The 22419-nt window shown below is 60.5% G+C and carries 17 protein-coding genes; 6 read left to right on the top strand and 11 right to left on the bottom strand.

Features of this window, described 5'->3' with window-relative positions:
* Nucleotides 1–868 precede the first annotated feature (868 nt).
* From BLW08_RS11760 to BLW08_RS11720, 9 genes are all read right to left on the bottom strand, one after another.
* Entirely contained in the window at nucleotides 869–1375 is a 507-nt protein-coding gene (locus BLW08_RS11760) for a single-stranded DNA-binding protein (protein ID WP_091325206.1), read from the bottom strand.
* Between the two features lie 52 nt (nucleotides 1376–1427).
* A complete protein-coding gene (locus BLW08_RS11755) occupies nucleotides 1428–2585 on the bottom strand; it encodes an ArdC-like ssDNA-binding domain-containing protein (protein WP_091325205.1) in 1158 nt (385 codons plus the stop codon).
* An 85-nt stretch (nucleotides 2586–2670) separates the two neighbouring features.
* Nucleotides 2671–3171, bottom strand: a complete 501-nt coding sequence (locus tag BLW08_RS11750; RefSeq protein WP_139244884.1) for a hypothetical protein — start codon at nucleotides 3169–3171, stop codon at nucleotides 2671–2673.
* On the bottom strand, nucleotides 3152–4969 hold the full coding sequence (locus tag BLW08_RS11745) for a type IV secretory system conjugative DNA transfer family protein (RefSeq protein ID WP_091325203.1): 1818 nt from the start codon (nucleotides 4967–4969) through the stop codon (nucleotides 3152–3154). Before BLW08_RS11745 ends, BLW08_RS11750 begins: the two co-directional genes overlap by 20 nt.
* Nucleotides 4966–6426 (bottom strand): hypothetical protein, encoded by a 1461-nt coding sequence (locus BLW08_RS11740; protein ID WP_091325200.1) that lies wholly within the window; start codon nucleotides 6424–6426, stop codon nucleotides 4966–4968. Before BLW08_RS11740 ends, BLW08_RS11745 begins: the two co-directional genes overlap by 4 nt.
* Nucleotides 6423–7913: an SCO6880 family protein gene (locus BLW08_RS11735; protein WP_091325199.1), complete on the bottom strand. Its 1491-nt coding sequence runs from the start codon at nucleotides 7911–7913 to the stop codon at nucleotides 6423–6425. Before BLW08_RS11735 ends, BLW08_RS11740 begins: the two co-directional genes overlap by 4 nt.
* Nucleotides 7906–9321, bottom strand: a complete 1416-nt coding sequence (locus tag BLW08_RS11730; RefSeq protein ID WP_091325197.1) for a type IV secretion system protein — start codon at nucleotides 9319–9321, stop codon at nucleotides 7906–7908. The genes BLW08_RS11735 and BLW08_RS11730 overlap by 8 nt, the downstream gene beginning before the upstream one ends.
* A gap of 12 nt (nucleotides 9322–9333) precedes the next feature.
* On the bottom strand, nucleotides 9334–9648 hold the full coding sequence (locus tag BLW08_RS11725; RefSeq protein ID WP_091551245.1) for a hypothetical protein: 315 nt from the start codon (nucleotides 9646–9648) through the stop codon (nucleotides 9334–9336).
* 298 nt (nucleotides 9649–9946) lie between these two features.
* Nucleotides 9947–12190, bottom strand: a complete 2244-nt coding sequence (locus BLW08_RS11720; RefSeq protein ID WP_139244883.1) for a KAP family P-loop NTPase fold protein — start codon at nucleotides 12188–12190, stop codon at nucleotides 9947–9949.
* Nucleotides 12191–12321: 131 nt separating this feature from the next.
* Here BLW08_RS11720 and BLW08_RS11715 point away from each other — a divergent pair, with 131 nt between their 5' ends.
* From BLW08_RS11715 to BLW08_RS11680, 6 genes are all read left to right on the top strand, one after another.
* Entirely contained in the window at nucleotides 12322–12579 is a 258-nt protein-coding gene (locus BLW08_RS11715) for a hypothetical protein (RefSeq protein ID WP_217639229.1), read from the top strand.
* Between the two features lie 11 nt (nucleotides 12580–12590).
* Nucleotides 12591–13688: a HigA family addiction module antitoxin gene (locus tag BLW08_RS11710; protein WP_091325191.1), complete on the top strand. Its 1098-nt coding sequence runs from the start codon at nucleotides 12591–12593 to the stop codon at nucleotides 13686–13688.
* Nucleotides 13689–14481: 793 nt separating this feature from the next.
* Complete coding sequence (locus BLW08_RS11705; protein WP_091325189.1) at nucleotides 14482–15135, top strand: hypothetical protein; 654 nt, start codon at nucleotides 14482–14484, stop codon at nucleotides 15133–15135.
* 1170 nt (nucleotides 15136–16305) lie between these two features.
* Nucleotides 16306–16725 (top strand): hypothetical protein, encoded by a 420-nt coding sequence (locus BLW08_RS23645; RefSeq protein ID WP_139244882.1) that lies wholly within the window; start codon nucleotides 16306–16308, stop codon nucleotides 16723–16725.
* A 165-nt stretch (nucleotides 16726–16890) separates the two neighbouring features.
* Nucleotides 16891–17595, top strand: a complete 705-nt coding sequence (locus tag BLW08_RS11685) for a transglutaminase domain-containing protein (RefSeq protein ID WP_368086881.1) — start codon at nucleotides 16891–16893, stop codon at nucleotides 17593–17595.
* A 40-nt stretch (nucleotides 17596–17635) separates the two neighbouring features.
* Entirely contained in the window at nucleotides 17636–17893 is a 258-nt protein-coding gene (locus tag BLW08_RS11680; protein WP_091325182.1) for a hypothetical protein, read from the top strand.
* Between the two features lie 536 nt (nucleotides 17894–18429).
* On the opposite strand, the gene BLW08_RS11670 is transcribed toward BLW08_RS11680, so the two are convergent.
* Together BLW08_RS11670 and BLW08_RS11665 are read right to left on the bottom strand one after the other, a co-directional pair.
* Entirely contained in the window at nucleotides 18430–19317 is an 888-nt protein-coding gene (locus BLW08_RS11670; RefSeq protein ID WP_091325180.1) for a hypothetical protein, read from the bottom strand.
* Entirely contained in the window at nucleotides 19314–22415 is a 3102-nt protein-coding gene (locus BLW08_RS11665; RefSeq protein WP_091325178.1) for an FtsK/SpoIIIE domain-containing protein, read from the bottom strand. The genes BLW08_RS11670 and BLW08_RS11665 overlap by 4 nt, the downstream gene beginning before the upstream one ends.
* Nucleotides 22416–22419: the final 4 nt, after the last annotated feature.

The raw sequence follows: 22419 nt of genomic DNA, 5'->3' as shown, positions 1-22419 counted from the left end.
CCTCACGCTTTCCGGCACGGCCTGGTTGCTAGTCGCTCTCACGACTCCCTGTGTAATAGTGCTGCTTTTCTGGGTCCAACGCCTCCGCGGCCAACGGCACTGGCAGGACGAAACAGCGGAACAATGGAAGCGGTTCGAGAGCCTGAAGGCGGCCGCTGGGACCACAACCGAGGTCACAGTTCTGACGGTAGACGCTCTGGAGCCGACAGGCTCCTGGATCACCATCCAATGGAATAGATTCGACTACATCCAGCCGGCTTGGATCGAAGCACTTCCCGAGCCCATCTGGCCGGGATCTGTTCTGCTGATTCGGCCAGATCCAGCGCAAGTGCAACCGGGAGCTCCATGGCCTTCGACCTACCGCATCAGCGGCGACCAAGTCTTAGCGTGGGCGCCGCTCGTCTAGTCGTTGCGTCCGCGAACTCCGGCGGCGGTTCAACCACTTAGTAGTTCCGGCCATACCCAGTTAAAGCCGATATCAGGAACCTACAGTGGCCGCCCCCTCCACGATTCTGCGTCCACACGCCTAACTTGGCCAGCGGGGAACCACTCAACGTGATACACCCGTCGGTCATCAACCCACTCAACCAGCCCAAAGGTCCTCGTGTATTTGATCGCCCGACCATAGATTTCCCCCACCCGTACCAGCGGCTGACTCCCAAGTTCCAGTTCAATGATCTGGCCGTCGTCAGGTCTGGGGTGGCTATTGTCGGCGTCTATCTGGGCCATCATGCGGGCGAAAGCTATGGAGTCTTGCTTTGGTCTCATACAAACAAGATTAGAACATACATTCGAATAGGCGTCTCGCTCCCACGAAAGAGCCCACGCCTCAACGATCGAGACGTGGGCCAGGAACGGCGAAGACGGATCAAACTGTCATGTCATTCACCGGTGCTCCGCCTAAAGGGGACGTCACCACCGGCGGCTTCGTGGTCACGTTGTACACGGGCCACCCAGTCGCCGTCGTGGCTTGTGGCCCGCTGGCCTCCATGGCAGCCTCGGGTTCGGCGACTGCTCGCGCGGAGCGTTGATAGGTCGCCGTACCAAACCGAAGATCCGGGCCGATGGTGTCAGCGATGATCCGCCGGGCTTCGCGTCGTTCCCCGTCCTTGTCGTAAGAACGGAACTCAAGCTCTCCCGACACCGTCACGGGGTCACCCTTCTTCAGTGAAGTCGAAGCGTTCTCCGCGAGCATCCGGAACGCAGACACGTTGTGGAAGACCGGTTCGCCATCTCGCCAAGTGCCATCTGGGTTCTGAATCCGCTGGTTCACGGCAACGCGGAGCTTCGCGTGCGGAGTACCGGATTCCCCGATGGTCAGTTCGGGATCTGCGACCAGGTTCCCCGCGATAGTGATGGGGATCTTTGTATTCATGATGGATTACCTTCCGTAGTCGACGGGCCTCTCCCGACGGACATCTGCGCGTTCAGGGACCAGCAATTTCGGGACCAGTCAAAGAAGCATTCGGTCCAGGGACACCGGCATACGTCGGATTGTCCGCAATGGACCGGTCAGCACTGGCGCCAGCGAACTTCCCCCCGAACCCAGGAGGATCCGAGACCGCCAGGATCCCCTTGGTAGCCCCGGTCACCCTCCCCAACACCGACTTGGCAATGTCGACGCGCGACGACGGCATCCAACCTTCTGAGGAGTCGTGCTTCAAGTCCTTCTCCGCACGGATCACAGCGTCGGCCCAGCCAGCAAGATAGGACGCCGACTGCGCTCCTCGATCGATGCCGTGCGCCCGCAGGACGGTATAGGCAACCGATTCAGCTTCCACTTCGGCCAAGCCGCGATGGTTTACGCTGCTTCCATACAGTCGCCCCAGACGGTCGTCGGGCCCATGCAACAGAACATGTCCGAGTTCGTGGGCAAGAACCGCTACCCGCTCCTCGTCGTTCATCCAGGCACCAACTTGAATTCGACGAGCATCAAAGTCGGTATAGCCACTGGTGTAGCCGTGTTGAAATCCCGACACCTCAACCCGGAAGCTGTGTTCCTTCGCAACCTCCCGCAGGGAACTCCACAAATCACCCACGTCCGCCCCGCCGTGAGCATCCGGGCGAGGCACCAGCAGCGGCGTGCCCTCCGTTTGAGTAACGTCAAAGACAGCCTGCCCACGCCAACCCGTGATCACGTTCTTCTTGCCCCTGCTGACAGCATCATCAGGTGCAGCCTGATTCGCTGGCAGGAGCTTGCGCTGTCCGTCAGGCAAAATCAGTTCCTGCATCGAGGCCGTCCGGGGCGCGATAACCCAGAGCGCGTGCTCTCCCCGCAGAACCGTTCGCCCATGCCGGGCCCACTCTTTGTAGCCGGCCACCAGCGTCGGCTCTTGTGTACCGCGCTGTGCCATCTGCATCATCAGCAGGGCGACGTTACCTCCGGAGTACCGCCACAGGGTTGCGGACGCGTCGAGCAGAACTTGCCAGCGCATGGGCGAATCAATGGCTTCTTCAAGGGCTGCATGGAGTCCCCTGGTCAGTTCGGCTATGCGTTCCTCGGGTGACAGGCGTACGTTCGACGCCGGTGCGGCGGCTTCCGATGCCCCGCTTGCGTCAGCATTTACTTCAGATGCAGAGGCCACGACAGCCATCCTTCGTGCTTCTAGACGGCCCCCAAGAAGGGATCACCTATTCATGTCGAGTGAACGAAGCAACGGCATGACGAAGTCAGCTGCGGGTCTGATGGGTGTCTAGCTTCCAGTCCTCGAAGTCTGGTGCGGGCGGCAGGATCCTCATGACCGGCTCCTTATGGCTCTGCAGCCCCACGCACCCGGCGGTCCGCGTGTGGGTTCGGAGACGCTCGACGCCGTGTGGCAGCCTCTCGTGGAACGCCAACGGCCCGAATCCCGAGTCATCGGACGTGAAAGAAGCCGCTTCCGCCCGCTGAAGCGCATACAACTCGGCCACAATCTCCGAGTGCCTCCACCAGCAATCCGGCACCACCGACGTCGTCAGCTGATAAGAGGCAACGAACCACCGCACCCAGTCAAAGAGGCTCTGCCACACCACTTCCGCCTGCGCCGACGACATGTCCCGCCAACGATGGGTCAAGCCAGCGTTGCGCGGCGACGGCTGGTACGAGGAACGGAACAGTTCCGCCGTTAGTTCGTCATCTAAGTCGGATACCCGTCCCACCTCGAAGTCAGAGTCATCCGCCTGCGTGCTCATGATCAGCCTCACTGTCTGCTGCCTGCCTACTCAGATGGCCAGCAGCCAACTCTCGCTCGGTCGCCAGCTTCGAACGACCAAGCTCAGCGGCATCCTTACGCTTATGCCAGTCACGCAAGTCCAAGAGAATCGGCCTCGTTCGTCGGCCTAGCATGAGCGCCGTACCAACAGGAAGCCTCCGTATTTCATCCAAGCGAATGACCGGGCTCTCCCTGATCTGCTCGCCGTCCTGACGGCCCTGCGAGGACCATGACCGGGTGTTCAGGATGAGACTCCGCTCCCCCAACAGGCCTGCCAGCGAGCGCAGATCACGCTCATCCGAGCCTCCACCGAAAATCACCTTGATGATCGCCGAATCCCAGATGGTGGCCGCTTCCTCGATCGACCATCCACTCCGCGCCTGCGACAGTGACTGTAGGACCACAAGCGTAGAGATGCCAATACCGCCGCCGTCAGAGAGCACCACGGGCAGACCGGGCCACGGAGACAGATTCGCGATTTCATCGAGGATCAAAGAAAGCGGCGGATCGAGTCGGCCTCCAGATGCGATGAAGGCCAGCTCTCGCGCGGCGTTATCGATGTCGTCGATCAGAGCGGACAAGTAGGGGCCAGCGGCCGCCGCTCCAGAGCGTGTGCCAATAAGGTAGAGCGTCCCCCGCTGCCTGATGAAGCTCTTGGGATCAAACTCCTGAGCCTCGTCCTCTGGGTTCAGCGCCGCCAGCACCCTCGGAGATGAAAGCGGGGCCACTGCGGCTGAGACGCCAATCCAAGAGTTGGAAGTGTTCCGTGGGTCGTCTTCCAAGATCCCCATCAGATCCGCCTGCCACCCCAACGCCGCACCGGACCGCCCCAGAATATCCAGCGCCTCCCTGGCCAACACTGGACTGGACGACCATCGACGGAATGCCGCGATGCCCTCGCCTGACAACGCAGCCGCATGGAGCAGACACTGCAGCACGATCAGCGAGCGCTTTTGCCACGCGGCATTCTCGCCCTTCATCTCGGTGTCCGCGGTGATGACGAGGGCCCGCCGGGTTGCAATGTCCGGGTCACCACACCCACGTACCGGTGACCAGCGCAGAGTCGATGGCAGACCCGACATGCCCTGAGGGTCAAAGACCGTCACTGGCCGGCCCTCAGACATCCGCGCTCGCATCGTGACCACCAGATTGTCCGCTCGCGTGGATGTGGTGACAACAGCACCGGGCGCGTCAAGAATCGCGTTGATGACGACATATAGGCCCTTGCCCGATCGAGGCGCCCCCTGAATGACCATCGACTCTTCCGTGGAAACATGGATGGTCACTCCACGAGATCGCCCAAGTGTCCACGACACATCGTGAATGCTCGGCTTGGTGAGGCCTGGCCGAGTGTATTGCCCACGCTTGCGAACCGCCCTGGCTCCGAAGTCCCGAAGTATCTCCGCCCGGCCAGCTACCCCATCCCTGCTCAGGATGTCCTGCCGCAGCCAGGCGCCGGACTGCTTCCAGGTTCTCCACGCGAAGGCCGCAGCGACTGCGAGCGCCGTTAGCAACGTGAGAACGACGCCCACAATCCACCACACCGCAGCCATGTCTATAGTGCAGTGTCGGGAGGTACCAATAACCCAATCCTGACGGCCGGCAAACAGGCCAACACCTGAAGCGGGGTTGAAGAACGACGGCGGCCTGCCGCCGCAGTGCCCAGCGCCGGCAAGACTAGCGGCCGCTTGGACCAACATGCAGAAGGCCATGTAGCCGGTCAGCGCCCAGAGTCCGGCCGAGACCAGAGGGCTGCTGCTACCCGATCTCGTCCTCACAGGTGCATCCGGTCATCAGTGCCAAAGACTTCCAACTCGTCCGTGGTCACTCTGTTCGCGACGATGAACGAGCGGTTTCCAACCTTCCAGAGCCCGACGCCCTTGGGCAGGTTCTCAACATGCTCGCACTCAGCTTCGGTGAGACCCAAGGCTTCCTTGGTCAGCCGCATGGCATCATGCTTCTGGCGATAGATGATGCGGGTATCCGCTTCCGTCAGCAGGCCTAGCGCCTTCTGACGGTGGCCACTAGTGCTGTCTCCGATCTCATTGAGGTCAGCCACCTTGTGCATGATGAGGAGGTTCGCAATCCCGTAGGTTCGCGCAAGACGCCATTGCTCACTCATTTTGGCCAACATGTAGGGATCGGCGAGCATCCGCCAACCTTCGTCGTACACCACAAGCCGCTTGCCGCCGTCGGGGTTCGTCACAGCCGCCTCCAGCCAGGTGGCACTGCAGGCAGCGGCAAGAGACAACGCCTGCTCGGACGCACCGATGAGTGCGGATGTGTCCATGACCATCATTGGTGCGTCGGCGTCGAAGGCCACCGTGGACGGCGCATCGAACATGCCTTCCAAGTCACCCGAGACTGTGCGCCGCAGCGAGTGACTGACTGAGGCTCCACCGTCCTTGCCAACAAGGGCGAGCGTTTCTGCGGAAGGACTCATTAGGTGGTCAAGCACCATAGGAAGTGTCGGCGTCGAGTTTTCCGCAGTGGTTTCCATGAGGGCCATGTCCAGAGCAGTGTGCTCAACGGGATGCAACGGGGTGCCCTGACGCATAAGCGACACCAGAGCCACTATCAATTGCCGGCGCCGCTGCCGGACGACAGCCTTCCACTGAGTGTCCGATAGCGAGCTCGGCCGTGGACCCGCGTCTAAAGGATTCACCCGCGCCGTGCGCCCAGGACCAACGGAGATGACCTTGCCGCCGACGGCCTTAGCCACCGCCACCCATTCACCCTTGGGGTCAGATGCGACTGCCGCTTTCCGTCCCAGCGTTATGGAGCGGGCAACCAGCGACTTCCCACACATTGACTTACCGGTGCCCACCGTGCCAATCACGACGATCGAAGGACCGCTAATGATTCCCTTGTCGTACAGGATCCACGGATCATAGGAAAAGGCTCCCGAACCAAAGACGTCAGTTCCTATGTAGGTCCCCTCGTGGCCAAGACCTGACTCCGTGATGAAGGGGTAGGCCGCCGCGAAGGTCATGGTCGAGGCGCGGTGAGGTGCCGGCCGGAGTCTATGCGGTCCCCATAGTGACTGCGGTTCCCTGCTCCCCCAATCGCCGACAAGGCGCTCGCGGTCACCGTGCCGTTCCAAGGCTTCATCGATCCGCTGTCCGAGTCGGCGCTTGGGTGGCAATGACTCAGCGGTTGTCGCCTTTCTGAGACTCTTGCGTTCGGCGCGGGTGCCCGACGGCGTATAGGTCACCTCTTTGTTCTTGAGGCTCATCGCAATCCCCTTCCAAGAGGCAGTCCGCCAGCTATGAAGGCTGCCCACTGCTGCCTGGCCAGCAATCGAAGTTCGACGAACGCACCGGCAGCTGCGGACTCAAGTTCGTGGCGGTGTCGGGCGAGATCCTCCAGGGACGCCGCGGTGATCGTCACGAAGGCGGTCGGTCGAACATCTCCATGCCCGGCAACGATCTCTTCCTCCCGTTGCGATACTTCTTCTTCCTCGGCTCGCTGTTCCCGCGTGGTGGGTCGGTCGAACCGGGCATTGATCCTGCGACGGGTTTCATGAGCTTCCTGTGCCGATCGGATGTCCCGCAGCGCCTCCAACGTGGGAACAGCACGAATGACCTGCGTGACCGTGTGTCGGAAGTCGCCGACATAAACCAGCGGGTGCAGGAATCCGGGGTACACCTTTTGCCGCGGCCATTCTGCGACCCAGAAAGTCTGATGGAATCCGGAGTCCGTACGGAGATATGTCCAGTGCTCCTCTACGGCCATCGGGCTCGAACTCAGTCGCCGCTTCCCGGTCAGCTGGTCGTCCTGCGGCTCGCTGTCTTTCTTCACCGACCCTCGGGAGACCGTTTCAGGATCAAAGGAACCCCTGAACACTTCAAGTAGTCGGGACTCCGAAAGCCACTCGTCCACCCGCACTCCATGAGTTGCCAGGGATGTCGTGATTGCCTGCACCTCCAAACGCAGAACACGCTCAAGTCCGGCTATGCCTCCGCCCGATTCCTTGATGCGCCTCCTCGACTTGGCGGTATCTACAACAACGGACAACAGCACGTCGTGGCTCATTGCGGATCCAGCTGCAGCTATCAAGTCCTGGTACGCCACCTCACCCCACGAATCGCCACCGGGTCGGCCACCGTTTTGCACGATGGTGTGGTCATAGAAATCCTGAAGGGCGGACGACGGATACGGAACCGTGTAGTCCTGAACGGCGATTCTTGCGATGTCCGATCGCTGGGCCAATCCGGCCTGCACTCGTGACCAGGCCTGGGCGGCCCACGCTTTGTCATCGTCGTCGAGGAGAGCGAATGACCTGGTGGTACACCGCAAGACGACCGTTACTTCCTTACCGTGCGCGTCGACGATGAAGCACTCTCCACGGCTGGTCATCTGGAGTTTCAGGCTGCCGAGTCCACCTGGCAGCGCAAGCTTCCCCGCTTTCAGTGCCTTTTCGGGACGGGCGAGGTATCGCGTCTGCCCCAGGACCACGCGAACGAAGAACAGCGTGATGAGACTGACCCAAATGGGATACGGGATTCGAGCGTGTTGGAGTACCCCCATGAGCATGAGCAGCAGCCAGATGGGACTCAGTGTCGTCAGTCCGGCCGGGCCTCCCGTTGCAGAGGCAATAATCGCCGTCAGGATACTGAGGGCCAGCAACACGAGCTGATACCACTTCAACCCCATAAAAATGCCGCGGCGCTCGTATCGGGGAAATTTGACGGCCTCAAGGGCGCGGGAATCTTCAGTCATGGGGTTTCTCCGGAGGGAAGTGCCCCTCAGATGCCTTTGGCCTGATGGGCGGCAATTGGGATGTGGTTAGCGCGCTGCCGGGACTTCGCACTTCGGACTGCCGAGGGGTCCTAAGTCGGTTTGCCTTTGGCGGTCCTACGGCCGGGTTCCGGCCTCCCGACGAGGGTGTCGCTGACGATGCTTGCTTGCTCTGCTCGGTGACGACCTCTCCACTCACTACGTCGTTCTGCCTTGCGGCGCCTACGCGGGCAGAGTCTGGCCCGTGGGTTGTCGAAGCGTTTTCACTGGAGGTGAGTATCGGCGTCGTGCTCGTCAGGCTGCGCGGCAGGGGCACTGAAGGTGCCAGTACGCGCGTGGGGATGTCTCTGTGACTTGAGGGAATTGGTCGAGCCAGTGACGATCTGCCCAACATTGATGCAATCGTCATGCCACCGAGTTGTCGACTGAACTGCCTGGAGGCAACGCTGGTGCTGCGAGCAAGAACGTGGCCACCGCCAGCCGTTTGAGCCGCTGCTGCGAGTTCGCCACCCGCAAAGCTCACGAGCCTCAGCGCCATCAATGGCGCTCCGCAGGCAAGAACCATACCGACAGTGCCAGCCGCCAACCCGGCAAAAGACGTCGACTCCGCAAATAGCTTGATCGCCGCCGCAAGAACTGTGGCTGCCAGCGGTTTCGCTAGCAAAAGCGCGACGACGACTTCGCACCACCGTCCGGCCCAAGCCTTTGACTTCTCCCAGGGCATCATCATGAGGGCGACCGGTGCGACGGCCGCCAGGACGGCTAGGGCGAACGTCCTGAAGATCATCGAGCACATGAGGATGAATGCCAGAATCCACACGACGATGACCGCCATTACCGTCACTATCGCGCCGCCGACGGCTCCGCCTTGATTGCCCGGCGCCAGGGAGATGACATTCCATTCGCGCTCGGAGCCTTGGGGAGCTCGTTCGAAGCCGAAGAGTCGCATGAACACGACATAAGGATCTGTCCCGATCGACTCCAAGAGAGCGGTCGAAGCGGAGTCGGTCACTCGGGTGAGCTGCTGGACGAGGTAGACCGCGGCGGCAACCAAGGGAACCGCTGCAGCTCCCCCGACCAGAGCTCTGATCAGCCGGCGAGGTTGCTGGCTGATCAGTCCGGAGAGGAGTTGGAGGATCATCACGACCACAAGCGGAGTCATCATCACGATGACCCACCAATTGGTAAGTCCGCCGATAGCGGTCCATTGGGAATCGTCGACTTCCGAAACGCGGAAGGCCCCGGTGATGAACCCCCACATCCACGATGCAATGTTTTGAAGGAGGTTGGCGAAGATTGAAGTGATGGAACCCTGGACGCCTTCGTTGGCCTGGGAAACCAGTCCACAACCCGGCGGCCACCAACCGTTGAGGTCACACTCGATGGGCATGATCGCGCGCGGTTAGAAGCCCAACGGAAAGGCCGTCTGAGACCAGAGTATGTATCCGTTGATGCCGCCGAGGATCGCCGCGACCGGGCCTGTCCACAACAGGATCACCCCACCGCCTGAGGCGAGTCTCGAGGATTGGCTCAGCTTGCCGGCCAACAGCATTGCGGCTCCAATGATCGCCACGATCGCGATGACGATGAAGGCGCCGACGAGGATGCCGCCGCCGATCTGCTTGAGGGACTCAAGAAAGGGAAAGTTTGCGTTTGGTGTGATCCCAGGATCCACCGCTGCCAGTACCATCTGGTGCTCCATCCAGTCGTCTTCCAATGGAATGAGCTGATTGAGCTCACGACTTCATGGGTGGAGAGTGAGGGGACGACATGACCGCTCGCCCAGCTCGCCTTAGGCGAGCGATCTGTGGCTCCGGCGTCTTTAGACGGCAGTCACGGGCGGTTGGCAATTTCCTCCATGCCAGCAGAATGTCGATGGACCCATGTCTGCGCCCATCTCACTTGCTCGTGTGCCGACGGACCCACCCAAGAGCAGAGTCCCCGCTCACTGTTGGCGAAAGGGGTGGGTCCCTCGCTGTGTCTCCCTGACCATTGAAGGTCAAGATTCCGTGAAGCTAAAGCTCACCGGGGGCCAGACTGGATACTCTCATATCATCCGCCAACTGAAGAACGTCCTCCCGAACGCACGCCGCGCGAACCGCCAAGGAGGGTCGCTCCTCATACCTCGTCAGGACACCAGGAACACCGCTTGGAGATTCCAGTAGCTGCACCGCCGCCACCGTCTCCTCGAAACCCAGCAAGCTATCGATCTTTTCGGCAGACAGGTTGTACCTGTCGATCATCCACTTGCCCTCAGCGTCCTGGCCGATTGGATACAACATGGCGATAAAGGATGCCACGGTCCACCCTCGGTCGCTATTGATGAGTTCCCAAAGGAGGTCCTTAGCGCGCTGGTGGGCAGAAAAGTCTCTCATGGCCCAAATGTTCCTGAGAGCCCGTTCAATCTCCTGGTCTGGTGCCTGAGGCACAAGCTTTCGGAACTGGTCCTCTATGTCGGCAGTCGCCTGATTTTTGGCTTCCTGCAGCCAGTCAGGTGCCGTCCCATTGTGAACTGATTTGCTGAACTCCCTCAAAAGGTCCGCGACGAGGGCAAGACCTGATGACGTTGTGCTGCAAGTTGCCAACAGCGGAAGAGCCACTTCAGCCGTCGCAGCAGCAAACAAATGCCGACCCAGGGTCAGGAGCGCAAACGACGGCGGAGCCGCCAAAATGCCAGCACCCTCACTACCGATCACGTCGTATTGCCGGGCCATCATGAGCGCCAGTGGTCCGAGGGGGAGATCACGGACATCATGTTTCATGATTTTCTGGACGACCATGTTTGCATCCTTGGAGATGAAACTCTCCATTAGGTTCACAGCCGGGCCTTGTCGCCCTTCCCTCATGTGACCCAACGCTTCGGCCACTTTGCCATTCGAGAGATCATCCTGGGGAACGCCGATTTGAGTGTACCTATGGAAATAGTCCTCGTGTCCCACGCCGTTCCGTCGACCCAGGTCCAGACGGGCTTCGTGGCCGGGAGTTGTACCTGTCTGGGCACCTTTCAGGGGCAGGAACAAGTGGGCCAGCAGATTCAAAATCTTTTCTGGATGGCGGACTTTTAGGTCTTCCAGGTACTGGTGCCATCGTCCAATCTTGGCCGTGCCTGTCTCGTCAGTCCACTTGTCGCTAAAGCCCAGCAGCTCCGCTTCGTGTTCCTCAATGAGGGTGAAAACTGACGGCTCAAAGGTGCGAATGAACGTTGTCGCGACGAAATCAGGGAAATCTACTTCCCCGTGCACTTCAGCCCAGGTCGCATCGACCTGTGTGAACAGGCGCTTTACAGCCCTGGGTTGTGACAAGTACGTCCGCATGGATTCGCGCCACATCGTCGAGAGCCGGTTCGACTCAGACGGAACAAGCTCAAGTCCGTGGTTCTTCTGCACCTCACCCAAGACGAGGTTCACAAGCTCAAGCTGCTCCCCCACGCGCATCGTGGGTATATCCAGACGCAATTGGATCATTTTCTCCAAGTACGCCCGGGCACGGCTAGGGTCGTCATCCACGAGTCCGGTGCGGCAAAGCACGTCTATCAAAGTCGCTTCGTCGTAGCAGAGCAAGTAGTAAACGTTCGGTAGCCGACCGAGCATTCGCACGAGTTTGAAAGTCGTCAACAGCTCATCGGGTCCCAGCCTGTCGAGATCATCAATGAGCATCAAGACCGGCTTGTCCAGAGTACGCAAATCCGCTGCGACCTTGGCCCTCAGCTGTTCCGGACTCTCCTCTCCTGCGACGAGATCAGCCACCACCTTGAGGGCCCCGGAAGCATCTACTCCAGCGATTGACCCCAGGCTTCCCATCGGCGCGGCCTTGGAAATCCAGGAACCAATCGTCTTGCGCTTACTTTTTTTCCGGAACTCCTCAGGAAGCGTCGCTGTAAGCTCGGCGAAAAAGCCCGGAATAGCAGCTTCCAAAGAGGAATATGACCACGGGTTGTACCGGGCCGTACGCCACGATCCTCCGTTGCGCAATGCGGCCTCAACAGAATTAAGTACGGTTGACTTTCCGCTGCCCCACGGCCCGACCAGCGCAATCACAGCACTCTCAGTCCGCCGTGTCATCAGATCCAGGGACTTTGTCAGCCGTGAAACCAGTCCACCGCGATCAGCGTCCTGGTCAGTCCCGACTAGCGGGTCGTCTCCATACAATGCAGAAAAGTCGTTCATACCAAGCTTTCGAGTCAAGGTGGATGATTCGCCGAAGTTCCTCGCCGAAGGCAACGCCAAGTGGATCCGGCCGCTAACCGTAGTCATCGTCATGTCACCCCACCGGCCGTCCAACAGGTATCATACTCAAAGTTCCTGCGTTAGACTGTAACGAGATCGGTGACACCTTGGAAGTTATTTATGAAGATTCGAAGTTCAAGAAGCTTTGTACTGACGAACGTGAGATGCGCAGGAAACGCGAAGATGTCGCCGGAAAACTAAAACTGCGAATCAACGCCCTTGAGACAGCCGAGTCCGTCGGGGAACTGGCCAACCACGACCCACTTGGAAAGTGGCACCCCCTTACTGCAAATCTCGATGGATATTGGGCCGGGAAGTTGAGCGCCAACTATCGACTCCTGATTCGCCCTGAGAACGCCGAAGATCCCGAATCAGCCGTGACAGTCACCGCCATCGAGATCTCCAACCACTACGATCACTGAGAGGAGAAGCCATGACCGCGACCAACTACGCCGTTGCTCCGGGCGAATACCTGGAGGAATGGATTGAAGACCAGGGATTGTCCCAGCAACACGTTGCCGACCTCTTGGGATGTAGCCGAAAACAAGTAAACGAGATCGTCAATGGACGCGCGCCCATCACCCATGAAACCGCCATCAGGCTGGAAAGAGTTGTGGGCATCCCGGCTGGATCATGGCTTCGCTACGAATCAGCGTATCGCGCGGATCTCGCACGCTTGGCAGACCAGGAAGACCTCGCAAAACACGCCGAGAAAATCGACGCTAATGCAACGACTTACCTGCGGTCCCTGGGGATCACAACCGCGACGCTTAGATCTCCCGGACAACTGGTGTCGGACTTTCTAGCATTTCACCGCTGTGGAACCTGGGAGGCCTATACGCACCTTCATGAGTCCGCGTCCCAGGGCGACTACGCACTGGCTGCACTCAAGGAGGCAGGCTCCACGATCAACCAGACGCTGCTAACCACTTGGCTACGCGCGGCAGAATTGACCGAAGCATTCGAACTTGGGCGCCGTTTTACATACGACGCCAGCCAACTTCGTCTCGCATTGCCGAATTTGCGCGAGCGGGCTTCCCGCCCCGACGCGACAATGCTTCGGGACATTGCCGACATGCTGGCTGAGGTCGGGGTTCTATTTCTGGTAGTGGAATCTCCCAAGAATTTTCCCCTCTTGGGAATGACTCGTTGGATCGACAAACGCGTTCCGGTTATCCAACAGACAGGTCGATGGGGTAAGGACGGCTTCGTCATCTGGACGCTCTTCCATGAGTTAGGTCACGTCCTCAACGACCCCAGGGGCGAGATGCATCTGGAATACAGCACAGAGAAAAAGCGGAACTCCGCCGCCGAAAAGGCTGCGAACAGCTTCGCCCTTGACGTGCTTTTCGGAACGTCGGGTATAGACGAGTTCCGTGGCTTGACTCGTGATCATGAGATAAAGCGAAAAGCGGCTGAAATTGGCATTTCGCCCGGGGTGGCTGTTCACCAGATGCATCGGCGCAGGTATCTCGACTACAGGTTTGGAAACAGCCTCTGTGTCGATATAACAGGTAACTACACCGCATAGACCTTGCAAAGCCGTCGGCCCAGCCGGCGGCTTTGTGCTTTGTCTTGCACATGACGGACAGCGCCGGAACAGGTTACCAAGTGAACCAAATGCAGGCATCCGGACGGAGACTCGGCGAGTGCGTTCGACACCCGCAAAGCGGAGCTTTGCCGGGATCATCACACGGTAGGTCGTCAGTCCGTGTGCCCAGTCATCGGGTGCGGATTTGTCGCTGGCCCTTTCCCGGAGAGGAGCGCTGACACAGGAACCCTGAAGTGATGAAGCGCTCCAAATTCGAGCAGGCAGAATTGCGGCGACTCAACCAGGAACTGGATCAACTGGGCAGGACCATAGCGCGGACCCTCGTGGTGAAGGGACCGGAGGGGGTCAACACATTGGGCCCTCAAGTGATCCGGTTCCGGGAAACCGAGGCAGAACTGACTGCATGTCCAGTCGCGTCGGGGGCTCGTTTCCGTACTCATACGAAGCTCCGAACTCGTAGCTTTTCGGTCATCGAACGACATCGGCCGGCTGTGAAGCTGGCGCGGGCGGTTGCGAGATTCGACCAAGTTTGTCGTGGCTTCGCTGTGCTTCAGCCGGCGATTCCGAGTCGGGAACCTCCTCGGTTTCAAGCGCGTGACGACCATGGCCGCCGCGACGGCGTCGGCGGTGTCAGGAGGGCAGCTTCGACCGTCTCCAACTCGAATCAGACGTCTTCTCGCTGATTCTCCCGATAGTCTTCCACTAGAAGCGCGCGAGAAGGGCTATACTGCACCGCCGTGTGGAGTTACCTTGGTGAACGGCTGGAGGGATGATGCCAGGAAGATCTCTGTCAGGCTTACCCGTCGATTTCGAATCCGAAGGCCGCCGGTCCTCGGTCGAAGCACTTCTGGACGACCGCCTCGTGGGAACCGTCACCGGCTTCATCGAGGGGCGCTTCAAGAACCACACCTTCGTCACCGGTGGCTTCGGTACCGGAAAGTCGAGAGCAGTGGGCACCGCGGCCCTCGCAGCTGCTGCCAGCGGGAGCCGGGTTGCCCGTCTGGAGCAGGGTCCTCTGGGGATTTCCTCGTTCGACGACTTCCTCGCCGCAGTCGACGCTGCTGTGTCGGTTTCGGACGGTCAGCCGGCGGCGGATGGCAAAGTCCAGCCACTTGGGGACGCGAACGAGCGCTCCCCCTTGGTGATCATCGTGGAGGGCTTGGATCAGCTCGTTCGCCAGATCCGCGCTGCTGACCGCCCGGCCTTCTCTGAACTTCCGGTCGCCCCGGATGGGCCTCTTGTAGTTGGCACCGCTATCCTTGGTGTGCTTCCGGACGAGTTCGCTCCCTCGTTCGAGGTCCTGCAGACCTCACCGGTGGGCACCGTGGCCGAAGGTGTGCAGATAGCCGTTGAGCGCGCTCTCCAGCATCGGGTTTCTCGCGCCCTCCATAGGCCCTGGTCTCTTGCGCATGTCGAGGCAGGTTGAACTCGCTTTTCTCGGGAACCAATTATTTTGGGCGCTCACAGGGCCGCACTTGGCTGCAGGGGATCAGAACCTGCTAGTCCGGGCAGAGGGCGATCTTCGTGCTCTGATGAAGGCGCACTACAGCGCGCTCCTGCTGCGGGTCGCACCGAGCGAGCAACGCGTCCTGCTGGAGATCGCCCGGGGGGGGCGCGCCGCGAACCGTTCAGGAGATAGCTGAAGCCGTCGAGGTGCGGAATCAGGCGGCTGCCAGCGCGATCGCAAGGCTGCACGCTGACGGTTGGGTCATGAATATCCCTGCTCCGGCCGGCGCAGATCGAAGACGAAGCTGGTACGACATCGCCGACCCCCTATTGCGTGTCCACCTTCGACCACAGGGCTGGGGTTCAGTCAGCGATCTAATTCGGTCCGTTGTGGACTCCTGGGAGACTCTTACAGATGTGGAAGTCGCGTCGCCTGGTGTCGAGGACCTAGCCCTGGGAGACGCTGAGGCAGTCCGCCGCGGCGAATCCGGAGAACCGGAGGTCGCCCGTGCCTGGTTTCAGGAAGCATTGCTGCGACGTGCGGAGGCAGAGGGACTCCGGGGTAGATCGACGCTCGAGAACTACCGGGCACTGGCTGTCTGGATGGGTAGCACCCGGGAGCGACAACGGGCACAGCGCATGATGAAGGCAACCATACGTGACTTAGACGATCTGATCGGGGCCGCCTCTCGAGAGGCGATCGAGGCGGGATGCATGCGGCGTTGAATTTGGTAGAGCAGGGCGAGTTCGCAGAAGCCCGGCAGCACTATGCGAAAGCGCTGGAGCTGGCGATCCGCTCAGATGAGGCAGACTTGACCGTCCAGGCACGGCTTCAACTCGCCCGAGCGCTCGGCGAGGAGGCCTGCTTTCAGCAGGCCGTTCAACACATCGCGGCTGCGGTGGAGGACTTGCAGCAAGCGGAAGCGAAGCGTTTAGCGCGGAAGGAGCTGTGGGCGCAGTTGTGCCACGCGGGCCGTGTTCAGGCGTCTTGGTTGGCCCACGGGGGCGACGCGTCCCAGGCAGCGGCGATCCTTGAGGAGCTCCTCGATGACCCGAGGACGGGCGAAGACGAGCGTTGCCGCACCGAACTCGACCGCATCGGCCTCGTGGCGCTCGTGGACCGGCCCGGGCCGTATCCGAGTATCAGCGGGTGGCCCCCGAGATCGAAGCGTCCGGGGTTGACACCAAGCTTTCTGCTGCAGCACGGTCTGCTGCTTTCGACATCGCCGTCGAAGAATGGCCGGGCGAGCCGGAGATGTGGCCCGTCCAGGCTATGGACAGGCAACACCTCGAAGCAGCTGTCATGCGATTGGTCGATGCTGGACAACTGGACCTTCAGGGGCTCGCCACAAAGATCGTGGCGGCTCCGAGACGACTCCCCCGGGGTCAACGTGCCGCACTGGCGCGGACGTTCGTTCCATTCCACCGGCGCACAGGCGAGCAGCGACTTCTTTCAGACCTCGCCTCCGCGCTGGAGAACGAACCCGTGTCCGTAGCGAATTTGCCTGAAGAGTGGCGTCACGTCGTGGCTGGGATGAGGGATCTTGATCTCGATTCGGTAACGCAATGATCTAAACACCGGATCCGCTGTACGATTTCTGGACAAGGCGATCCCTAGCTGTGAGCGAGCGCTTGAGCGGAGGTAGTACGGTTGCAGACGACTCGCACCCAGGACCTTTCTCGGGACGACTCAAAACCGAGGACCAAGACGCTGCTTCTCGACGGCGTCCGTGTCGTGCAAGTCCCGCTCGCCACGCGGCCGGAAGGGGTGGGCCAGACGGAATGGACGGCTGTCTGCCGGATTAACGATGCCATCTTGAAAAGGGTCCGATACGACCACGATCGAGCCCGTTCTGTGTCTCCGCTCGTCCTTCAGTCCCCACAGGAGACGCTGCGGCGTGGGCTGGGAGTCTGCATGGACTACGCGGCGCTCTTCGAGGCCTCCGCGCGACGAGTGGGTATAAGAACGAAATCAGTGATGAGCCAGTCCTTGAACCATGCCTGGAACGCAGTCCATCTTGACGGCGTGTGGTGGAACGTGGATGTGACGTGGAATGCCGGCGGCACGGTCACCAGCGCTGGGGCCCTTCCCGACCAGCTCCGAAATGATGTCGACTTTCGGCGGCGTTACCTGCTCACGACAGCGGCATCGGAGGCGTCCATGCTGAGTTTCGGCCTGACCCAGCAGACGCACCTGACAGACGACGTACGGGAAGTCGATTTCACCAAAACGCTTCAGGCAATGGCGCTGATAGCACGGATCGAAGGGCTCATATCCGGTGGTGATGTGATGACCTGCGCACAGCAGGTGGCTTCTGCCGACGTCGACAAAAGCATCGAGATCTCCGGGCTTTACCAGGAATACCGCCGCTTAGAGGAAGGCTACTCGTTGGCGGTCAAGTTCCGCCTCCGGAAACAGCCGAGGAAGGGTGGATCTTGAGAGGCGTTCCGGACGATATGACTGAACGAGGGAGAACCTGATGGTAAGTGGCAAGCCGACCGAGCTCCGGAGTGCGGCCGCCAAAGCTCGAAGCGCACAAAAGTCGATTGAGTCGGACCTACGTGCTGTGGAGAGTGCGTACAACTCGATGCGCTTCGACGTACCGAATAAGAGCAAGATCGATGACCTTCTGCGTGACGCCAGGCAGAAGGTGAACGCCGCCAAGGTCGGACTCGGCGAATTCGAGAAGCGTCTGAACTCAGTGGCGCAACAGCTTGAGAGCATCAACCGCGGCTAGGGGTGGAACAACCTGAGTGAAAGGCAAGCGAAATGAGGCACGAGGCGCTTGGTGGCTGCCGACCGGCCCGGAGTGCCCGACTCGGTGGAGTTTAGGAAGACTGCGGCCTGCAATTGGATGGACGGTTAGGCCTTGATGAGGCGGGCAGAATTTGGAGCGTCATTAAGATTGGCGGTGTCCTAGAGCTGGGACACAGCTACCGCCGGATCGAAATGTGAAATCATCGGCTCCAACGATGAGAGGATATGAATTCTTATAAGAAGCGGACATAGGACTTGATGTTTTATTGGGCGTCCGGCTCGGAGCTGTCGAGGTGGAGGCCGGCTACTCCAATAAGCGGAGCGCATTCTCGAGAGCCACGTCCAGCTCGGATACTCGGACAGAGAGATTTCGGATCTCAATACGCATCGGGTCGATCACGCGATGGTCGAACTGAGGGCGCGACTCGTCGGTGAAGGTGGGGCGGGTCTGCTCGGACGTCAACTTGAGGTGTTCCCCGATGTAACGGAGATTGTTGGATTGATGGCCGACGACTCTCAAGGGAGACCTCCGACTATTTTTGCGGGCACATACTCCCGTCCAAAGCGGCTTGCGACATAGACCCGATGCCGGCCGTTAGTGATCGCGTAGGTCCCGTCTGGGCGACGCTCAAGCCTGATTGCGTCGCCGCCGAAAAACCCGCTGTAGGTGTCGGAGAGTGACCTTGTCCCGTAGCTGCCGTTGGCCTTGTCGGTCACGGCGAAGGACGACGGGCTCGAACCGTTCGCGAGCCCCGGCAACACCTGACTCGAGAGGAGGTCGAAGGCGTAGTCGAGATCTTCGATGGAGTAGCCCTTGCCGAAGTCCTGGGGACCGCTGATTGGGTTTTCGGTCTGATCGATCTGATCGACCGGAACCATCACAAAGCCGGCGGGGAGGCCCGGAAGCGAGTGGATTCCAAGTCCTGCCGGAGGTACTAAACCAACGGTTATGCTGCCTGGAACGGACACAGAACCTGTACCGCCTGGCCCTCCAGCATTGACAGCGGCCACTTTGTCCAGCTTGAAGGTGAGGTAACGGTGCCCCTGTGCTTGTAAACTCTCTAGCCGCTTCAGTGATGCGCGAGCTTGCAACTCATAGTCAGCAGTGGCTTGAGAAACGAGCCTCCGGGCATTCAGTGCGGCGGCAAGATGGCGTTGCGCTTCGGCTAGGGCCGCCGCCTCAATGGAACAGTCCTCGCGTTCGGAATTCCTGCAGGCTGCAAGAGCGGTTTGGCACTGCTGCACCCTGGCCTGGCGCAACTTTACTGCGGCATCGACTGTGTCCAGTGTCCGTCTCGCTGCGTTCGAGGTGGCACTGTGCTCGGCCTGCACTCTATCTAAGGTCGATTTGAGCGCCAGCTGCAGGGCTCTGAGGGTTTGGGGATCGACGACGAGCCTGCTCATCGGGCAATCCGCGCCCAGGTCTTCGCGTCGAACGGCGCGAATGGCACTGCTTTTGTCTTCTCCCCTGTCTGCTCCCACAGTAGGAGTTCGTCGCCGACAAGTCGCTCGGCTTCGTTTGAGCCGAGCAGTTGGTAGCTGCTGTCGGAATCCAGCCGTGTAAACAGGCGAGCCCCGAACTGAGGCAAAAGGTCGGCGTTGGACAGAATCCGCGAAGCCGCGGTCCCGGTATCGCTGTGCAGCACCACGTGGACCCTTCCGGTGGCGGCAACAGAAAGCAACTCACTGAGCTTATAGGCGATGTCCCCTCCATCGACAAGCTCACGGTTCCGATGGGCGTTCACAAGGAACAAAACCTTCCGAGTCGACGCCTTCGGGCCGCCCTGCCGGGCAAGGGTTAGGGCTTCATCGAGGTAAAGCTCGAACAGGTTTCTTCTCGCAAACCTTCGCTGGGGACCCGAGACTGTCCGCTGAATCTGTCCCAGCGCTATGTCGAACCCTGTCTGCATGTCCCCGAAGTCGACCACATCGAAGGGAACCCTCGCAACAACGCAGGTAGCCAGCATCGCGGACAGTATGCCGAGGTTCGGGCCCGGCGTAGTCCCTCGGCCCGGGCCGGCCACCACGAGGAGATGTCCATCATCGTTGACGGGCAGGCGTGCGTTCACTGACTCTGTGACACCCATTCCGCGGGCGACGAGTAGCTGCAGGCCGACGTTGCTATCCGCCTTCGAGCTCAGTCTGGTCGGGGGGCGCATGCGCGAGAAGTCGAGCACCGTCGGCCGTTGAGTATTGCGAACCTTTGCCGCGAGTGACTTCACTGTCGTATGTGCTGAATCCTTAGTCTCATTGGTGACTTGAATTTCTCTTTTGCGGATGCCGGGTCGTTTGAGGATTGCTTTCCCGCTGCCTTTACCGAGCCTTGCGGCATCGAGATCTTGTGGGCCAAGGAAGATACGCGAGTCATCCTCGCTGACGCGAAGAACTACCTTGGAGCCGATCATGTTTGTCACCGCTGAGGGCAGGTGGCTGATCCCCTGGAGGCTCTGTGTCGCAAGTACAAGGTGGATACCGAATGCGCGTCCTTCGCGGATTGTGCGGTCGAGGAGCCCTGCTGCGCGCATCGAGGTCTCGTCGTCCCCGGTATTCAGGAGCGCCTGAAACTCGTCGATCACGGCGACAATTCGTGGTATTGGACGGGCCCCGGGGGCTGCGAGGTAGTCATCGAGCTTGTCGGGATTGGCTCCGCTCGCTGTTCGAGTGTTGCGGAAAAGTTCTCCTCGCGCCGCGATCTGGTCCATCAGGTCTTCGAGAACGAGGATCGTCGACGCTGGTGGTGCCTTCACGGTGATGACCTTGGCGTGGGGCAGCTTACCGGTTGCGTAAACCGTGAACTCCACCCCCTGCTTGGGATCCAGCAGATAAAGTTCGAGATCCTGAGGCGAATAGTTCCGGGCTAGGTCGCAGATGAGTGCGTGGAGCAGGACAGACTTTCCGGTGCCGGGCTGACCGCCGATGATGAGACCGGGCTCGCTCCCCGCTGATTCGAGGACAACGGTGGCGACATCGCGATCGCCTGTCACGCCGACGTTGGCTTCGACCCCGTGGATGGCCCTCTTCCGCCACCAGGTCGAAGGGTCGTCCGGGTTGGCGTCCCGGCCGCGGCCGGGCATCGACTGTAGACGCTTCGCTGCGGCGGCAGGGGTGATGCTCCGAGGTTTGGCTCCTCTGACGTCACGGTCCAGCCGGACGACCAGGCGCTTTACTTCCGGCGCAGCCGAGGAGGACCAGGCTGACCCAGACCAGAGGACCTTGGGCCGAAGAGAGAGGTAGCGACGCCAGTCCTTGGATCGGATGCCGTCAATTGTGACTTGGCCTGATTGACTACCCAGTGCAGGGAGAGCTCCGCGCATCCCTCTCACCATTTGGTCTGAGGATACCCAGACCGCGTTCTGCAGCACCGGGAGCCCGAACGAGTAGCGGCCCGGCTCGGCCGAGAGGATAAGCGTGAACACCCCACATGTGGGCCCCGCCCTGACGAGCGTTTCGAGCTTGCGCAGCACTTCGTCATCGACCCGGCCCGCCGGGAAGTCCATCAGAACGAGAAGGTGATAGGCCTCGGCGACTTCGCCCGCCGCCCGGTTGTACTCGGCCAGGGAGCCGTGCCGGGAACCCAGGTACTGCTGCGTCACCAGCGCCACATGACGTGTCAGATCGTCCAACAGGGGTTCCAAATCAGCGGCCACTACACGCACATCGGCCACCGCGGATCGAGTGAGATCACCCAAATCGCTGAGGAACTTGAGCGAAGCGCCGACCCTCACCGGGTCGAACAGGCGGACCTTCAACTGGGCCGCCGGCAACAGCGCCAGAAGGCGTACAACCGCAGATTCGACGGTGCTTCGGTGATCGGTTGCAAATCCGCCGTCGCGCACGAAGTCGATCAACACCGGGAACGATTTGGCAGGCGGAAGTGCAGCGACGATCTGACTTGTCAGCCCCGACGAAGTCATGCCGCTCAGGTGTGGAACCCCCACGTCCAGAGACCAGACCGCTTCACCAATTTGGAGGACGAGCGGCCCTTCTCCCGGGTTCACTCGATCCAGCCCATTCGGGCGGTCCGCGATGCCCGGCAGAAGGGCGGGGGGCTGGGTCGCAGGGCTCTGGACTTGAGCCGGACGGCTCCGGCTCCAGGTATTCGCGAACGCCTGAAGTTCTGTGACAAGGGATTTCTCCAACTCGAACAAACGTTGGCTGACCCACATGCTTTCCCTCTGGCGCTGACCATCCTTGCCGGACTGGAACCAGGGCTGGCGACCAGTCCTGAGTCGCTCGACAAGATCTGTCGGAGGGTGAGCCATTGCAATCTGCTGCATGGAGGGCACCGCAACGTTCCACCGGGAGGCGAACGCGTCAACAATCGCTTCGCGCTCGTCGACAATCGAGCTGATCGCGACCGTACAGACGTCGAGTGACCGCGCCACCTTCGTCAGATGGGCTTCGACACCTCTGACAGTGCCAGCCAGGCCCTGACCGACAGCAGCCGCGTAGCCTTCCGGCGTCAGCCTTTTGATCCAGTAAGCCAGAGTTGGAAGCGCCACAGAA

The sequence above is a fragment of the Arthrobacter sp. cf158 genome (genome assembly GCF_900106835.1).
In the GTDB taxonomy this organism is placed as follows: domain Bacteria; phylum Actinomycetota; class Actinomycetes; order Actinomycetales; family Micrococcaceae; genus Arthrobacter.
The sequence above is the reverse complement of the archived record's forward strand: the minus strand, read 5'-3'. Positions and strand labels throughout refer to the sequence as shown.

What these genes read in the sequence shown, in the direction of transcription:
- BLW08_RS11670 (WP_091325180.1), bottom strand. Translation starts at nt 19,317, where the DNA reads ATGAGCAGGCTCGTCGTCGATCCCCAAACCCTCAGAGCCCTGCAGCTG.
- BLW08_RS11710 (WP_091325191.1), top strand. Translation starts at nt 12,591, where the DNA reads ATGACCGCGACCAACTACGCCGTTGCTCCGGGCGAATACCTGGAGGAA.
- BLW08_RS11740 (WP_091325200.1), bottom strand. Translation starts at nt 6,426, where the DNA reads ATGAGCCTCAAGAACAAAGAGGTGACCTATACGCCGTCGGGCACCCGC.
- BLW08_RS11735 (WP_091325199.1), bottom strand. Translation starts at nt 7,913, where the DNA reads ATGACTGAAGATTCCCGCGCCCTTGAGGCCGTCAAATTTCCCCGATAC.
- BLW08_RS11730 (WP_091325197.1), bottom strand. Translation starts at nt 9,321, where the DNA reads ATGCCCATCGAGTGTGACCTCAACGGTTGGTGGCCGCCGGGTTGTGGA.
- BLW08_RS11680 (WP_091325182.1), top strand. Translation starts at nt 17,636, where the DNA reads ATGGTAAGTGGCAAGCCGACCGAGCTCCGGAGTGCGGCCGCCAAAGCT.
- BLW08_RS11720 (WP_139244883.1), bottom strand. Translation starts at nt 12,190, where the DNA reads ATGACGATGACTACGGTTAGCGGCCGGATCCACTTGGCGTTGCCTTCG.
- BLW08_RS11715 (WP_217639229.1), top strand. Translation starts at nt 12,322, where the DNA reads ATGCGCAGGAAACGCGAAGATGTCGCCGGAAAACTAAAACTGCGAATC.
- BLW08_RS11705 (WP_091325189.1), top strand. Translation starts at nt 14,482, where the DNA reads ATGCCAGGAAGATCTCTGTCAGGCTTACCCGTCGATTTCGAATCCGAA.
- BLW08_RS11760 (WP_091325206.1), bottom strand. Translation starts at nt 1,375, where the DNA reads ATGAATACAAAGATCCCCATCACTATCGCGGGGAACCTGGTCGCAGAT.
- BLW08_RS11750 (WP_139244884.1), bottom strand. Translation starts at nt 3,171, where the DNA reads ATGAGCACGCAGGCGGATGACTCTGACTTCGAGGTGGGACGGGTATCC.